This window comes from Tenacibaculum sp. MAR_2010_89 (assembly GCF_900105985.1).
Lineage (GTDB): Bacteria > Bacteroidota > Bacteroidia > Flavobacteriales > Flavobacteriaceae > Polaribacter > Polaribacter halocynthiae.
In genome coordinates this window covers 386,066-403,589 of record NZ_FNUB01000004.1, presented here as the reverse complement: position 1 = coordinate 403,589, position 17,524 = coordinate 386,066, and the positions used below count along the sequence as shown (strand labels likewise).

13 protein-coding genes and 1 pseudogene are annotated in these 17,524 nt (G+C 31.3%); 5 read left to right on the top strand and 9 right to left on the bottom strand.

The window, feature by feature from the left end; genetic code table 11:
* Positions 1–32: 32 nt before the first annotated feature.
* From rplL to BLV71_RS02655, 4 genes are all read left to right on the top strand, one after another.
* Entirely contained in the window at positions 33–407 is a 375-nt protein-coding gene (gene rplL / locus BLV71_RS02670) for a 50S ribosomal protein L7/L12 (RefSeq protein ID WP_093869047.1), read from the top strand.
* Between the two features lie 235 nt (positions 408–642).
* On the top strand, positions 643–4,452 hold the full coding sequence (rpoB, locus tag BLV71_RS02665) for a DNA-directed RNA polymerase subunit beta (protein ID WP_093869046.1): 3,810 nt from the start codon (positions 643–645) through the stop codon (positions 4,450–4,452).
* 96 nt (positions 4,453–4,548) lie between these two features.
* The gene (gene rpoC, locus BLV71_RS02660; RefSeq protein WP_093869045.1) at positions 4,549–8,820 is read left to right on the top strand and encodes a DNA-directed RNA polymerase subunit beta'; all 4,272 of its coding nucleotides are present in this window, start codon (positions 4,549–4,551) and stop codon (positions 8,818–8,820) included.
* A gap of 68 nt (positions 8,821–8,888) precedes the next feature.
* Positions 8,889–9,200, top strand: a complete 312-nt coding sequence (locus BLV71_RS02655; protein ID WP_093869044.1) for a DUF3467 domain-containing protein — start codon at positions 8,889–8,891, stop codon at positions 9,198–9,200.
* Between the two features lie 79 nt (positions 9,201–9,279).
* Here BLV71_RS02655 and BLV71_RS02650 read toward each other — a convergent pair whose 3' ends face one another.
* From BLV71_RS02650 to ccoS, 9 genes and pseudogenes are all read right to left on the bottom strand, one after another.
* The gene (locus BLV71_RS02650) at positions 9,280–10,005 is read right to left on the bottom strand and encodes a universal stress protein (RefSeq protein ID WP_369813891.1); all 726 of its coding nucleotides are present in this window, start codon (positions 10,003–10,005) and stop codon (positions 9,280–9,282) included.
* Positions 10,006–10,021: 16 nt separating this feature from the next.
* Positions 10,022–10,114, bottom strand: coding sequence for a universal stress protein (locus tag BLV71_RS18970; protein WP_369813890.1), 93 nt, complete (start codon positions 10,112–10,114; stop codon positions 10,022–10,024).
* Positions 10,115–10,203: 89 nt separating this feature from the next.
* Positions 10,204–10,908 carry a sulfite exporter TauE/SafE family protein gene (locus BLV71_RS02645; RefSeq protein WP_093869043.1) on the bottom strand — a complete coding sequence of 235 codons (705 nt, stop codon included), beginning with the start codon at positions 10,906–10,908 and terminating at the stop codon, positions 10,204–10,206.
* Complete coding sequence (locus tag BLV71_RS02640; RefSeq protein ID WP_093869042.1) at positions 10,908–11,354, bottom strand: FixH family protein; 447 nt, start codon at positions 11,352–11,354, stop codon at positions 10,908–10,910. The genes BLV71_RS02645 and BLV71_RS02640 overlap by 1 nt, the downstream gene beginning before the upstream one ends.
* Before the next feature lie 42 nt (positions 11,355–11,396).
* Positions 11,397–12,819: pseudogene (ccoG, locus tag BLV71_RS02635) on the bottom strand (cytochrome c oxidase accessory protein CcoG).
* Positions 12,820–12,859: 40 nt separating this feature from the next.
* The gene (locus tag BLV71_RS02630; protein WP_093869041.1) at positions 12,860–13,726 is read right to left on the bottom strand and encodes a cbb3-type cytochrome c oxidase N-terminal domain-containing protein; all 867 of its coding nucleotides are present in this window, start codon (positions 13,724–13,726) and stop codon (positions 12,860–12,862) included.
* Positions 13,727–13,740: 14 nt separating this feature from the next.
* Positions 13,741–13,908 (bottom strand): CcoQ/FixQ family Cbb3-type cytochrome c oxidase assembly chaperone, encoded by a 168-nt coding sequence (locus BLV71_RS02625; RefSeq protein ID WP_093869040.1) that lies wholly within the window; start codon positions 13,906–13,908, stop codon positions 13,741–13,743.
* Between the two features lie 5 nt (positions 13,909–13,913).
* On the bottom strand, positions 13,914–16,115 hold the full coding sequence (ccoN, locus tag BLV71_RS02620) for a cytochrome-c oxidase, cbb3-type subunit I (RefSeq protein WP_093869039.1): 2,202 nt from the start codon (positions 16,113–16,115) through the stop codon (positions 13,914–13,916).
* Between the two features lie 26 nt (positions 16,116–16,141).
* Positions 16,142–16,309: a cbb3-type cytochrome oxidase assembly protein CcoS gene (gene ccoS, locus BLV71_RS02615; RefSeq protein ID WP_093869038.1), complete on the bottom strand. Its 168-nt coding sequence runs from the start codon at positions 16,307–16,309 to the stop codon at positions 16,142–16,144.
* 385 nt (positions 16,310–16,694) lie between these two features.
* Between ccoS and BLV71_RS02610 the strand changes: the two genes are divergently transcribed.
* Entirely contained in the window at positions 16,695–17,408 is a 714-nt protein-coding gene (locus BLV71_RS02610) for a DUF3667 domain-containing protein (protein ID WP_093869037.1), read from the top strand.
* Positions 17,409–17,524: the final 116 nt, after the last annotated feature.

Below are 17,524 nucleotides of genomic sequence, written 5' to 3'. Positions count from 1 at the left end.
CTAAAATAATAAAATTTTTAAAAACAATTAAAATGGCAGATTTAAAAGATTTCGCAGAACAATTAGTTAACTTAACAGTAAAAGAAGTTAATGAATTAGCTGATATTTTAAAAGAAGAGCATGGTATTGAGCCAGCTGCAGCAGCAGTAGCAGTAGCAGGACCAGCTGGAGGAGCAGGTGAGGCAGCTGAAGAGCAAACTGAATTTGATGTTATCTTAAAAGCAGCAGGAGGTTCTAAATTAGCAGTTGTTAAATTAGTTAAAGAATTAACTGGTTTAGGATTAAAAGAAGCTAAAGGTATCGTTGATAGCGCACCAGCAGCAGTAAAAGAAGGTGTATCTAAAGATGAGGCTGAAGGTCTTAAAAAGTCTTTAGAAGAAGCTGGAGCTGAAGTAGAGCTTAAGTAATATCTTTCCCGGTTATTAAACGGGATAAACAATAAAGGTTTAGGTACTAGAAACTTATGTTTTTAGTCCTAAACCATTTTGTGTATATATTCGTTCTTTATCTTATCACATAAGTTTAATTTGTGATTATACGATAATAATAAACTGATTAACAGTCGGTTGTTGCAATAAAAATTGCATTATTGAAACAATAAGTTTCAAAAAATATATTTTTAATTTAAAAATAGTATCTCTTTTGGCAACGATAAACACTACTGAAAGAATTAACTTCGCATCATCAAAATTAGGAGCAGATTATCCTGATTTTCTTGATATTCAGGTAAAATCTTTTCAAGACTTTTTCCAACTGCAAACTAAAGCAGAACAGCGAGGTAATGAAGGTTTATATAAAACTTTCATGGACAACTTTCCGATTACTGATACCCGTAATCAATTTGTATTAGAATTTTTAGACTATTTTGTTGACCCGCCTAGGTATAGCATTCAAGAATGTATAGAGCGTGGTTTAACACATAGTGTACCTTTAAAAGCACGTTTAAAGTTATATTGTACTGATCCTGAACATGAAGATTTTGAAACTATTGTTCAAGATGTTTATTTAGGTACAATACCTTATATGACAAATTCTGGAACGTTTATTATAAACGGAGCAGAACGTGTTGTGGTATCACAATTACACCGTTCACCAGGTGTATTCTTCGGTCAATCTTTCCATGCTAATGGAACTAAATTATACTCTGCAAGAGTTATTCCATTTAAAGGTTCTTGGATTGAATTTGCAACCGATATCAATCAAGTGATGTATGCTTATATTGATAGAAAGAAAAAATTACCAGTAACGACATTATTCAGAGCCATAGGTTTTGAAAGAGATAAAGATATTTTAGAAATTTTTGATTTAGCTGAAGAAATAAAAGTTTCAAAAGCTGGATTAAAAAAAGTATTAGGGCGAAAATTAGCGGCAAGAGTATTAAAAACTTGGCATGAAGATTTTGTTGATGAAGATACTGGAGAGGTAGTATCTATTGAGCGTAATGAAATAGTTTTTGACCGTGATACAATTTTAGAGAAAGAACATATTGATGAAATAATTGAAGCTGGAGCAAAAACTATCTTATTACATAAAGAAGATAATTTGCTTGCAGATTACGCCATCATTCATAATACATTACAAAAAGATCCTACGAATTCTGAAAAAGAAGCAGTAGAACATATTTATAGACAATTACGTAATGCAGAACCGCCAGATGAGGAAACAGCAAGAGGTATTATAGATAAATTGTTTTTCTCTGAACAACGTTATAGTTTAGGAGAAGTAGGACGTTTTAGAATGAATACCAAACTTGGTCTTAACGAAGCAATAGACCAAAAAGTATTAACTAAAACAGATATAATTACAATTATCAAATACTTAATTGAATTAATAAATTCAAAAGCAGAAGTAGATGATATTGATCACTTATCTAACCGTCGTGTTAGAACAGTAGGAGAACAATTAGCTGGTCAATTTGGAGTAGGTTTAGCTCGTATGGCACGTACTATTCGTGAGCGTATGAACGTCCGTGATAACGAGGTATTTACACCAATTGATTTGATTAATGCTAAAACATTATCTTCAGTAATTAATTCTTTCTTTGGAACTAACCAGTTATCTCAATTTATGGATCAAACAAATCCATTAGCTGAGATTACACATAAGCGTCGTTTATCGGCTTTAGGACCTGGAGGTTTATCAAGAGAAAGAGCAGGTTTTGAGGTTCGTGATGTTCACTATACTCATTATGGTCGTTTATGTCCTATTGAAACACCAGAGGGACCAAATATTGGGTTAATTTCTTCATTAGCTGTATTTGCAAAGGTTAATAACCTTGGTTTTATAGAAACACCTTATAAGAAAGTTGATAATGGTGTTGTAGAAGATAATGAACCTATATATTTAAGTGCTGAAGAAGAAGAAGGAATGAAGATTGCACAATCTAATCTTCCTGTTTCTAGTGAAGGAGCAATTGAATCTGAAAGAGTTATTGCTCGTGAAGAAGGAGATTTTCCAGTTGAAACTCCAGATGCAATTAACTATATGGATGTTGCACCTAATCAAATTGCATCTATATCTGCATCATTAATTCCGTTCTTAGAACATGATGATGCCAACCGTGCATTAATGGGATCGAATATGATGCGTCAAGCAGTTCCATTATTACGTCCACAATCTCCAATTGTAGGTACAGGTTTAGAGCGTAGAGTAGCTAAAGATTCTCGTATTTTAATAAATGCAGAAGGAGCAGGTACAGTTCAATACGTAGATGCAAATAGAATTACAATTAAGTATGATAGAACTGAGGATGAGCGTACAGTAAGCTTTGATTCTGATGAGAAATCATATAACTTAATTAAGTTTAGAAAAACAAATCAAGGAACAAACATTAACCTAAAACCAATTGTTAAAGTTGGAGATAGAGTTGAAGAAGGTCAAGTTCTTTGTGAAGGTTATGCAACTCAAAAAGGTGAATTAGCTTTAGGACGAAATATGAAAGTAGCCTTCATGCCTTGGAAAGGGTATAACTTTGAGGATGCGATTGTAATTTCTGAAAAAGTTGTTCGTGAAGATATTTTTACTTCTATTCATATTGATGAATATTCTTTAGATGTTCGTGATACAAAATTAGGAGCTGAAGAGTTAACTAATGATATTCCTAATGTTTCTGAAGAGGCTACTAAAGACTTAGACGAAAACGGAATGATTCGTATTGGAGCAGAAGTTAATCCTGGAGATATCTTAATAGGAAAGATAACACCAAAAGGAGAATCTGACCCAACACCAGAAGAAAAATTATTACGTGCTATTTTTGGAGACAAAGCAGGTGATGTAAAAGATGCATCATTAAAAGCTTCACCTTCATTAAGAGGAGTTGTAATAAATAAAAAATTATTCAAACGTGCAGTAAAAGATAAAAATAAGCGTGCTAGAGATAAAGAAGCAATAGCTACTTTAGAAGCATCTTACGTATCAAAGTTTGAAGGTTTAAAAGATATATTAATAGACAAGTTATTTAACTTAATAACTGGGAAAACCTCTCAAGGTGTTTATAACGATTTAGGTGAAGAAGTATTACCAAAAGGTAAGAAATTTACTCAAAAAATGTTAAATTCAGTTGGAGATTTTACTCACTTACACGGAACTTGGACTACTGATAAAGATTTAAATAATTTAGTTGTTGAATTAGTTCACAACTATAAAATTAAAGTAAACGATTTACAAGGTGTATTACGTCGTAAAAAGTTTACAATTTCTGTAGGAGATGAATTACCTGCTGGTATTTTAAAGCTTGCTAAAATTTATGTAGCTAAAAAACGTAAATTAAAAGTTGGTGATAAAATGGCAGGACGTCACGGAAATAAAGGTATTGTTGCGCGTATCGTGCGTCAAGAAGATATGCCTTTCTTAGAAGACGGAACACCTGTAGATATAGTTCTTAATCCATTAGGGGTACCATCGCGTATGAATATTGGTCAAATTTATGAAACTGTTCTTGGTTGGGCAGGTGAAAAATTAGACCAAAAATATGCAACACCAATTTTTGATGGGGCAAATATTAACGAAATTAATGCTTTAACAGATGAAGCAGGAATCCCTCGTTACGGTCATACATACTTATATGATGGTGGAACAGGAAAACGTTTTGATCAACCAGCAACAGTTGGAATAATTTATATGATTAAGTTAGGTCACATGATTGAAGATAAAATGCACGCGCGTTCTATTGGACCTTATTCATTAATTACACAACAACCATTAGGAGGTAAGGCTCAGTTTGGAGGTCAGCGTTTTGGAGAGATGGAAGTTTGGGCACTTGAAGCATATGGAGCATCAAGTATCTTACGTGAAATCTTAACCGTGAAGTCTGATGATGTATTAGGAAGAGCTAAAACATACGAAAGTATTGTTAAAGGTGAAACTATGCCAGAACCAGGTTTACCTGAATCATTTAACGTATTAATGCATGAACTTAAAGGTTTAGGATTAGACGTTAAGTTAGAAGAATAATCACAGTGAAATGTCTCAGGGTTTTAACCCTGAGACAAATCATTTTTTCATATCAGTCTTACGTAAGACATTTATTTTTAATTCGAATCCATTATCATGGCAAGAAAAAACGAAAAATACACTGTTAAGAAGTTTAACAAAATTTCAATAGGTTTAGCATCACCAGAGTCTATTTTAGAGGCTTCTAGAGGTGAGGTTTTAAAACCAGAAACAATTAACTACCGTACTCATAAACCAGAAAGAGATGGTTTATTTTGTGAGCGTATCTTTGGTCCTGTAAAAGATTATGAGTGTGCGTGTGGTAAATATAAAAGAATACGATATAAAGGTATCGTATGTGACCGTTGTGGTGTAGAAGTAACTGAGAAAAAAGTTCGTAGAGATAGAGTAGGTCATATTAATTTAGTAGTACCAGTAGCACATATTTGGTACTTCAGATCATTACCTAACAAAATGGGATACCTTTTAGGGTTACCATCTAAGAAGTTAGATATGATTATTTACTACGAAAGATATGTAGTAATTCAGCCAGGTATCGCTAAAAATTCTGAAGGAGAGCCATTACAAAAAATGGATTTCTTAACTGAAGAAGAGTATTTAGACATTGCGGATGAACTTCCACAAGATAATATGTATTTAGAAGACTCTGACCCAAATAAGTTTATAGCTAAAATGGGAGCAGATTGTTTAATTGATTTATTAGAAAGAATCGATTTAGATACTTTATCTTATGAGTTACGTCATAAAGCAAATACTGAAACATCTAAACAACGTAAAAATGAAGCGTTAAAGCGTTTAAATGTTGTTGAAGCATTTAGAGATTCTCAAAAAAATAGAGAGAATAAACCTGAATGGATGATAATGAAGGCGGTACCAGTTATACCACCAGAATTACGTCCATTAGTACCTCTTGATGGAGGACGTTTTGCTACTTCTGATTTAAATGACTTATACCGTCGTGTAATTATCCGTAACAATCGTTTAAAACGATTAATGGAAATTAAAGCACCAGAAGTAATTTTACGTAATGAAAAACGTATGTTACAAGAATCAGTAGATTCATTATTTGATAACACACGTAAGGCATCAGCTGTAAAAACAGAATCTAACAGACCATTAAAATCATTATCTGATAGTTTAAAAGGTAAACAAGGACGTTTCCGTCAAAACTTATTAGGTAAGCGTGTTGATTATTCTGCGCGTTCTGTAATTGTTGTTGGACCTGAATTAAGATTATTTGAATGTGGTCTGCCAAAAGATATGGCAGCAGAATTATACAAGCCTTTTGTTATTCGTAAATTAATAGAAAGAGGAATTGTTAAGACTGTAAAATCTGCAAAGAAAATTATAGATAGAAAAGAACCTGTAGTTTGGGATATTTTAGAAAATGTAATTAAAGGACATCCAGTTTTACTAAACCGTGCTCCTACGTTACACCGTTTAGGTATTCAAGCATTCCAACCTAAATTAATTGAAGGAAAAGCAATTCGTTTACATCCACTTGCTTGTTCTGCCTTCAATGCCGATTTTGATGGTGATCAAATGGCGGTTCACTTACCATTAGGACCTGAAGCAATTTTAGAAGCTCAGTTATTAATGTTAGGTTCTCATAATATTTTGAATCCTGCAAATGGAGCACCTATTACGGTACCATCTCAGGATATGGTATTAGGTTTATACTACATGACTAAAGAAAGAAAGTCAACTCCTGAAGTGCCTATTAAAGGTGAAGGATTAACTTTCTATTCTCCGGAAGAAGTTATTATAGCTTTAAATGAAGAAAGAGTAGACTTAAATGCGGGAATTAAAGTTCGTACGCATGATGTTGTTGATGGTGAGCACGTAACTAGAATTATAGCAACTACAGTTGGTAGAGTTTTATTTAACGAAAAAGTACCAAAAGCTGCAGGATACATTAATGATGTATTAACTAAGAAGTCTTTAAGAGGTGTTATTAGTGGTATTTTAAAGGTAACTGATATTCCTTCTGTTGGTAATTTCTTAGATGAAATTAAAAATATGGGATATAAATACGCCTTCGAAGGTGGTTTATCTTTCTCATTAGGTGATATTATTATTCCTGCTGAAAAGCAATCTATGATTGCTGAAGCTAACAAAGAAGTTGATGGAATTATAATGAACTATAACATGGGTATGCTTACTCAGAAAGAACGTTATAATCAGGTAATTGATATTTGGGGTAGAACCAATAACCAATTAACTGAGTTGTCTATGAAACGTTTACGTGAAGACCAACAAGGATTTAATTCAGTATTTATGATGTTAGATTCTGGAGCGCGTGGATCTAAAGAACAGATTCGTCAGCTTACAGGTATGCGTGGATTAATGGCAAAACCTAAAAAATCTACAGCTGGAGGTGGAGAAATTATTGAGAATCCAATTCTTTCTAACTTTAAGGAAGGGTTATCAATTTTAGAATACTTTATCTCTACGCACGGGGCTCGTAAAGGTCTTGCGGATACGGCTCTAAAAACGGCCGATGCAGGTTACTTAACACGTCGTTTAGTAGATGTTTCTCAAGATGTAATTGTAAATGAAGATGATTGTGGTACATTAAGAGGATTAGAAGTTACTCCATTAAAGAAAAATGATGAAATAGTTGAATCATTAAGTGATAGAATTTCAGGACGTACTGCATTACATGATGTTTTCAAGCCAACTACTGATGAAATTTTAATTGGAGCTGGAGAATTAATTACTCCTAAGTTAGCTGAAATTATTCAAGAATCTGGTATTGATAGAGTTGAAGTTCGTTCAGCATTAACATGTGAATCTCAAAGAGGAATATGTGCTAAGTGTTACGGACAAAGTTTATCTACTGGTAAAAAAGTTCAAAGAGGTGAAGCAGTAGGAGTTATTGCAGCACAATCTATTGGAGAGCCGGGTACACAGTTAACATTACGTACGTTCCACGTTGGTGGGGTAGCAGGTAATATTTCTGAAGATAATAAGTTAATAGCTAAATTTGAAGGAAAAGTTTCTATTGATGATTTACGTACTGTAAAAGGTAAAGATAACGAAGGAAAAGAAATTGAAATCGTTATTTCACGTACAGCAGAAATTAAAATTACTGATAAGAAAACAGGAATTACTTTAAGTACAAATATTATCCCTTACGGATCTACTATCTTTAATAAAGAAAGAAAAGATATTAAGAAAGGTGATGTAGTTTGTCAATGGGATCCATTTAACGGTGTTATTGTTTCTGAATTTGGAGGTAGAGTTAAGTTTGATAACTTAGAACAAGGTATAAACTACTCTGTTGAAGTTGATGAGCAAACCGGTTTCCAAGAAAAAGTAATGACTGATTCTAAAAACAAAAAAATTATTGCTTCATTAATTATTGAAGATGCAGACGGTAATGCTTTACGTTCGTATAGTTTACCTGTAGGTGCACATTTAATGGTAAGTGATGGTGATAAAGTTGAGTCTGGTCATACTTTAGTTAAAATTCCACGTAAGTCTGGTAAAGCAGGGGATATTACAGGAGGTTTACCACGTGTAACTGAATTATTTGAAGCACGTAATCCATCTAATCCAGCTGTTGTAGCTCAAATTGATGGGGTAGTATCTTTCGGTAAAATTAAGAGAGGTAACCGTGAAATTATAATCGAGTCTAAAACTGGAGAAATTAAGAAATACTTAATTAAATTATCTAACCAGATTTTAGTTCAAGAGAATGACTTTATAAAAGCAGGTATGCCATTATCTGATGGAGCAACAACTCCTATAGATATTTTAAATATTAAAGGACCTTCAGCTGTTCAAGAATACTTAGTAAATGAAATACAAGAAGTATATCGTTTACAAGGGGTAAAGATTAACGATAAGCATTTTGAAGTAGTTGTACGTCAAATGATGCGTAAAGTTAGAGTTATCGATTCAGGTGATACTTTATTCTTAGAAAACCAATTAATTCATAAAAATGATTTCATTAAGCAGAATGATGCTATTTATGGAATGAAAATCGTTGAAGAAGCTGGTGATTCTGAAAACTTAAAAGCAGGACAGATGATATCTGCACGTCAATTAAGAGATGAAAACTCTTTATTACGTAGATCAGATAAAGACTTAGTAGTAGCACGTGATGTTCAACCAGCAACAGCTGAGCAGGTATTACAAGGTATTACAAGAGCGTCATTACAAACAAAATCGTTTATTTCTGCGGCATCGTTCCAGGAAACTACGAAAGTTTTAAATGAAGCTGCTGTTAATGGTAAGATAGATACATTAGAAGGATTAAAAGAGAATGTAATTGTAGGTAAGAGAATACCAGCAGGAACAGGAATGAGAAGCTACGATACACAAATTGTAGGTCCTAAAGATGAAATAGAAAATAGTTTATAAAAACTATTGTAATTATAAGGAAAGACCTCTATTTTAGAGGTCTTTCTTTTTAAACGTAATATTGTAGTATGGACGAAAATAACAATGACCCACAATTAAATATTGAATTAGATCAAGATATAGCTGAAGGAACGTATAGTAATTTAGCAATCATCAATCATTCAGTTTCTGAGTTTATAGTTGATTTTATAAATATTATGCCTGGTGTACCTAAGGCAAAAGTAAAATCGAGAATTATTTTAACACCACAACATGCTAAAAGACTTACAAAGGCATTAGCTGAAAATATTCGTAAGTTTGAACAAGCTCATGGTGAAATTAAAGATTATGAACAACCCCCTATTCCTATGAATTTTGGAGGTACAACTGGAGAAGCATAAAAAGTTAAATAAATTTCAATTATACTTTTTAATTTTTTTTGAAAATATTAAAAGCCCACATTTGTGGGCTTTTTTAGTGTTATATTTTAAAAGTAATCACAGGTAATGTACTGTGGTTGGCAATATCTTCGGATATACTACCTTCAAAAAAGTGTGCAATTCCTTTTCTACCGTGGGTAGCTAAAACTAATACATCTGCATCAATAGTATTTGCATAATATAAAACACCTTCTTCAATCGAGTAATCAGCAATAATTTTAATGTTATTAAATGAGTCTATTGCTTCATGTGTTTTATTAATGAATTTACTTACTTTGTCATTAATTTCTTTAGTACTTTTAAAATTGGATGTTGGTGTAGTTACATAAGTTAATTTTAAATCACAGTTCAAAGCACTAAAGAAAGCCTTTGCTTCTTGATATGGTTTAATATCATCATCAGAGAAATCACAAGCAAAAACAGCCGTTTTTAAATCTGTTTCAATAGGTTTTTCTTTAATAACTAATACAGGAACGTTTGCATAACGTATTACTTTTTCCGTGTTAGAGCCAATAAACATTTCTTTTAAGCCACTTGTGCCACGTGATCCCATAATAATTAAATCAGCATTTTCTTCTCTTGATAGTTGATCTAATTCACTAAATATTTTGAAATGTTTAATTACTGGTGTTACTTTCACTGAGTTTAAATACTCTTTATTTAAAAAATCTGAAAATTTTCTTTCAGCTAGTTTATAGTAAAATATAGTTTCTTGTTGTGCATATGATTCTGATTGTGAAGCTATAGCATTAGAAAGCTCAAGCATATGAACAGCAATGATTTCAGCATTGTGTTTTTTTTGCTAAATAGGCGGCAGATTTTAATGCGTTTTCAGAATAGATTGAAAAATCAATAGGAACAATTATTCTTTTCATAATTTAAAGGTTTTGATTGATACTCTAAGTTATGATATTTTGTGTTTTTAAAACATGATTTATATCAGTCTAAGAAAGAAAATTTTGTTTTAATGGCAACCTTTTGCTGTTTCACTAATTGTAGAAACTAACTCACTTGGAGAGATGTATGGAATGCCTAAACCTAGGCCACGAAGTATAAATAAAACACCTATCGAAGCAACAACATAAGGAATTGCTTTTTGAATTTTTTGTCTAATTGAAACATTTGCAAAATTACCAATATATACAACTGTCGTCATTAAAGGAATTGTGCCTAAACCGAATAAAAACATATATAAACTTCCTTCTAAAGCATTAGATGTTGTTAAAGCACCAAATACAGCCATATAAACTAAACCACATGGAAGAAACCCATTAAGAAAACCTATGGTAAAAAATGTATCATTTCCTTTCTTTTTTAACTCATTTCCTAAAGCTGATTTTACTTTAAATATTAATTTGTTAATTGGTTTAGAAAAAATTGTGATTTTGCGTGCTATTTTAGGAAGCAATACAATTAATATCATTAAAAGCCCTACAATGATTGATAATTGTTGTTGAAAGCCAAAGAAATAAAAACTTTTTCCGAGCAATCCGAAAAGAAGTCCCATTAAGCTATAGGTAAGAGTTCTTCCAAAATGATAACTCGTAATTTGAAAAAATTGTTTTACTTTATTAGTCCTATCTATAGGTAACATAAAAGCTATAGGACCACACATTCCAATGCAGTGGAAACTACCTAATAATCCTAATATAATAGCTGATAATAACATTAGTAAATAAGTTCTTCTTTAAATAAATAGTTTCTACCTTTGTATTGCAAACTTATGGTAATGTTCCATCGACCACCCAATAAACGGTTCTCAGGCACGAGCAAATATGTATTGGAAAGTGAAAGTGGTATTTCGAAATCCAATTGTTTATTAGATGGTCTGTATAGAAACATTTTACCTTTTATTTTTTTGTAGTCAAAATCTTTAGGGAAATTAATAATTAAGCCTTCTTTAGATTTATTTATAGTAATGTTGTTTTTTAATCTTTTAGCATTTTTTGTAGCCTCAATGTTTTGCTGAAAATCTAATTCTTTTTGATAATATTTTTCAGTTACTAAATCATGATTATACCCTTGTTTTGTGCTCATTGTAATTACAAAGTACATTATAAAGCTCATAAAAGCGATGATTGATATTACTATACCCGTGCCCCAGTTTAGTTTCATTTTATTGTTTTTTTATGTTATTATATTTATATAATAACTGGTTTATCTATAGCTCCTTGGACCTAAGAAGTTTGTTGTTGTTGTTTCAATGAGTTTAGTACCACTATAAACTCCAATTTTTAATTTTTCTTTATCACCTTTCATTATAGATTGATGTAATTCTATAAATAAAGTGCCCTCAGCCAAACCTTGCTTTGGAATTTCAAAGTTTTGATGTGTTACAATTTCAATTTTACCTTTATGCGATATTAGTTTATAACTAACATTATTTATTTGTTGTGTAGTTTTATTAATTACTTTAAACGTATAAATATTACTAATAATACCATTTTCTTTATGTTCATATAATTGCCCTGGAAGTCTTAATATAGTTGCTTCAACATCATTTCGTAAAAACAACATTCCTATTAAAACACCAATTAATATAAATAAGACTGCTGTATAGCCTTTCATTCTGGCATTAAACTTAAAAGGAGCCTTTTTACTAATGTTTTCTTCACTAGCATACCTGATTAAACCTTTGGGAAGACCAACTTTTTCCATCATATGATCGCATTCATCAATACAGGCAGTACAATTAACACATTCAAGTTGTGTTCCGTTTCTAATATCTATACCAGTTGGACAAACATTAACACACTGAAAACAATCTATACAATCTCCTTTTCCAGAAGCCTTTCTATCTTCGTTCTTTTTGAATTTTGCTCTACCATTTTCTTTTTCTCCTCTAACATGATCATAAGCAACATTAATAGTTTTGTTGTCTAATAATACACCTTGTAATCTTCCGTATGGACAAGCTATAATACATACTTGTTCTCTAAACCAAGCGAATATAAAATAGAAAACACTTGTAAATATTAGTAATGAAATTAGTGTGCTTATATTCTCAAAAGGATTACCAGTTATGTAGGTAATTAATCTATCTCCACCAATAAGATACGCCAAAAATACATTAGCAATTATAAATGAAATTATAAAAAAGATAACCCATTTTAAAACTCTCTTCTTTATTTTTTCAGCATTCCATTGTTGTTTATCTAATCGAATTTGTTTCCCTCTATCTCCTTCTATTAAGTATTCAATTTTTCTGAAAACCATTTCTAAAAAAAATCGTTTGCGGGCAAATCCATCCACAAAATATCCGACCAAAAACAACAGTAAATAGGATAATAAAAACAACACCAATTATCATTGATACCACGAGTAAATGGAAATCTTGTGGCCAAAAAGGAAAACCAAAAATGTTAAATTGCCTATCTAAAACATTAAATAGTAAAAATTGATTCCCGTTTATTTTAATGAATGGAGCTGATAATAAAATGAATAATAGAAAATAGCTTATATATGTACGGTACTTGTAAAAAACACCACTAGGTTTTTTAGGGAAAACCCAAGAACGTTTACCATCACTATTTATAGTGCTAATACTATCTCTAAAAACTTCATCCTTGGGTGTTTCCATAATAACTAACTATTAAAAAACCAAAATTTTAATTTCTTATTTATTCTTCTTCGTATAAATCTCCTTGAGGAGCTTTGGCTTTGGCAGGAGTTGTTCCTTGTAATGATAAAACATAACTAGAAACTTTTTGAATATCTTTAGGTTTTAATGTTTTTCCCCAAGCTACCATACCTTTACCATCTCTACCTCCTTTTGAAATAGTTTTGAAAACATTTTTTATACCTCCACCTAAAATCCAATATTTATCGGTTAAGTTAGGGCCAATACCTCCACCACCATCTTTTAAATGACAAGCAGCACAGTTTAAATTGAATACGGCTTTTCCTCTATTTAAATCACTTTCGTCTGTTAAAACAGTAACCGTTTCCATATCAATAATAGCTTCTTTAGAGGTAGATTTAAAGGCTGCTAATTCACGTTTTGCTATAGCAACAGATTTTTCATATTCTACAATTTGATTGTCACCATTAAAAACGTGGTATTTTACTAAATAGATAACTCCAAAAATCATAGTAGCATAAAACATATATAGCCACCATGGCGGTAAGTTGTTATCTAGTTCTTTAATTCCATCATAGTTATGGTCTAACTCAATTTCACCTTCTTCTTCAATAGCTTTAGCTTGAGTCCATTTAGTAATAAGATCTTTAGCCCAAGCCCAATGATCAACTTCTTCATGCTTAATTCCGTCTTTTTCTAATTGAAGTTCTTCAGCTTTTTGCTGAGCTACAATATTTACTAATTCTTTTAAAAGAACTACTAAAATTAATGCTACTAAAGCTATCCAAACTAAAGGGTTTTCATACAAGCTAAAAGGATTTTCGTATGACATTATAGCTTTAACTATAGCAAAAAATGTAATAGCTATAAAAGAGATATATGCTAATGATTGAAAATATTTTTTCATCTTCTTTTATTTTACTAATTATCTAATGGTAATTGACTTACTTTACTTATATATTCATTCTTGGCAGTATATACCCACCAAAACAGTACTACAAAAAAGGTAAAGAAAATGGTTAATGAAATCATTGGGTAAATTTCAATTCCGGTAATACTCTCTAGGTGATTTTTTACAAATTTTAACATGATTTCTATTTTTTAGAACTTAATTGATCTTGAACATCTTTTACTTTAATATCTGTACCTAATCGTTGTAAATAAGCGATTAAAGCAACAATTTCTCTATCTTTCATTTCAATAAATTCAAAACCATTTTCTTGAGCATACTGTTTGTCAGATGCGTAATTTTTTGCAAAATCTGGGTCAGCATGTAAATTTTCTTGAATCTTCATTCCTTGAGCATCCATATTAGCTTGTGCATTAGCAATTTCTTCATCAGTATAAGGAACACCAAGACTTACCATTGCTTTCATTTTTCCTTCAGTACTAGATTTATCTAATTTGCTTCTCATTAACCATTTGTAGCTAGGCATAATAGAACCAGGTGATGTACTTTGAGGATCATACATGTGATTTAAGTGCCAACTATCAGAATATTTCCCCCCAATTCTTAATAAATCAGGACCAGTACGTTTACTACCCCACAAGAATGGGTGATCATATACAAACTCTCCAGCTTTAGCATACTCTCCATAACGTTCTACTTCACTTCTAAAAGGACGAATCATTTGTGAGTGACATCCAACGCAACCTTCACGTATATATAAGTCTCTACCTTCTAATTCTAAAGGACTATAAGGTTTTACACTCGTTATAGTTGGAATGTTTGATTTTACTAGAAGGGTTGGTATAATTTGAATAACACCACCAATTAAGATTGCTACAGTAGCATAAATAGTTAACTTAATAGGTCTTCTTTCTAACCAAGTGTGCCATGTTTCACTACCAGTTCTATGTTTAGATACTTTTGTTAAGGCTGGTGCCTCTGCTAAATCATCTGTCACATCACTACCAGATTTAACTGTTTTTATAACGTTGTATAACATTACAAATGCCCCAACAATAAACATACTACCTCCAATAGCACGCATCCAATACATTGGTATAATTTCGTTGACAGTTTCTAAAAAATTACCATAAGTTAATGTTCCGTCAGGGTTAAATTGTTTCCACATAGAAGCTTGAACAAAACCAGCAACATACATTGGTAAAGCATACATAATAATACCTAGCGTACCAATCCAAAAATGGAAGTTAGCTAAAGCTGTAGAATATAATTTTGTTTTAAACATACGAGGTATTAACCAATACAGCATACCAAAGGTTAAAAAGCCGTTCCATGCTAAAGCTCCAACGTGAACGTGTGCTATAATCCAGTCACTAAAGTGGGCAATTGCATTTACGTTTTTTAACGATAACATTGGTCCTTCAAAGGTTGCCATACCATACCCAGTAATAGCTACTACCATGAACTTTAAAACAGGATCTGTACGTACTTTATCCCATGCTCCGCGAAGAGTTAATAAACCATTAATCATACCTCCCCAAGAAGGAGCTATAAGCATTACTGAAAAAGCAACTCCTAAATTTTGAGCCCATTCAGGTAATGAAGTATATAATAAATGGTGAGGACCTGCCCAGATATAAATAAATATCAACGACCAGAAGTGAACAATTGATAGTCTATAAGAATATACAGGTCTGTTAGCAGCTTTAGGTACAAAGTAATACATTAATCCTAAAAATGGAGTTGTTAAGAAAAATGCTACTGCATTATGTCCATACCACCATTGAACTAAAGCATCTTGAACCCCAGCGTATACTGAGTAACTTTTTAAAAAGCCTACAGGTAATGCTAAACTGTTAAAAATATGAAGAACTGCTACAGTAACAAAAGTACCTAGATAAAACCATACAGCTACATAAAGATGACGCTGTCTTCTTTTCATAATGGTCCATATCATGTTTACACCGAAAGCTACCCAAACTAATGCAATAGCAATATCAATAGGCCATTCTAGTTCAGCATATTCTTTTGATGATGTATACCCTAAAGGTAATGTTATTGCCGCAGCAACAATAATTAATTGCCACCCCCAAAAATTAAAATTACTTAAAAAATCATTAGCCATTCTTGCTTTTAATAACCTTTGTAGTGAGTAATAAATACCTGCAAAAATTGCATTTCCTACAAAGGCAAAAATTACTGCGTTGGTATGCAATGGGCGTAAACGACCAAAACTTAACCATGAGATTCCGTCAGTAATATTTGGGAATAAAAACATAAAAGCCAAAAGCAAACCTACTGAGAACCCTACAATCCCCCAGAGTAACGTTGCATAGATGAATTTTTTTACGATTTTATTATCGTAATAAAATTGTTGCATTTCCATAATCTATTTGAATTTAATATCTATTGTTAGTTGTTAATTTTTTCTTCGTTAACTAATTCATCATCAAATAACATACGAACAGAAGGTGTGTACGAATCATCGTACTGTCCTTTTTTTACGGAAACAATAAATGCTATAAAGAAAACAATAGCCACTAAAATACTTAGTGAAAGTAGTAAGTAAATAACGCTCATATCTTGCCTGATAATAATACATCAAAGGTAGTTTTGAAGGCTTTCTTAAAATATGATATTTGTCATGTTTACTAATTTAGTTGGTTTTCAAATACAGAAAAAGAAAAGATTTTTTGAGTTTTGATTATTTAACCTACACATTTATACCATTTGTCGATACTTTTTGTCGATTAAACGGCTGAGATAAACTAAACAACTAATAAGCAGTTTTAATTTTAGTTAAGTATTTACTTTTACAGTATCAAAATTATTTTCCCCTAAAGATAAATTGATTCCCTTAAGTTTATTATTAAAAAGCTCATTAGTAAAACAATGAGCTTTTTTAAGTTTTAAACATTTTTATATACTTTTACAAACTAACATTAGCATTTTAAGTAAATTTTAAATGAATTGTATTTCATGTAATCATGAACATGATGAGAAATTTTGTCCTAATTGTGGAGAGAAAAAGAATGTAGAAAAAATAACATTTACATCAATGTTTAATTACGCATTTTTATCAGTAGCTAATATGGATAAAGGATTTCTGTTTAATGTAAAAACATTAATTATAAATCCCAAAAAAGTTGTTTTAGAATATATTCATGGAAAGAGAAAAGGAGTTTTAAATCCAATATCATTTTTAATTATTACAATTTCGATTTATTTAATTGTTGAGGGGATATTTAGAGTACCGAAAACGATTAATGAAGTTGGTGTAAATGATCTAGTATTTAGAAAAATAGGTAATGCAGGAGGAAGGTTTATAAGAGAATTTCTTAAGTTTTTCTGGATATTTTCAATAATTCCTTTAAGTTTTTTTACAAAATTGGTTTTTGGAAAGTATAATTATTCTGAGCATCTAGCAATTAGTTCATTTGTTGTTGGTCAAGCTACTTTGTTTGGATTGTTAAGTTATATGGTTTTTAAAAGCCCTTTATTACTTGATCCAATAGTGTATTTTTTTATAATAATTTTATTATATAGGGTTTTTGTAGGAAAAAATAATAAAGTTGAGATAGTTACCTTATCTATTATTTCTGTTTTTTTATTTTTTTTCACTTTGTTTTTATCTACTCTTCTCATAGGTTTTTTAAAAGTCAAGTATTCATTTTTTTAGAAAATTAAGAATATCTATTTTACCATTCATCGATACTTTTAGTTTATTAATCAGTTGTTGCAGTAGAAGCAACTAATAGTAGTTACATTTTTTTAAATAAGAAGATATATTTACAG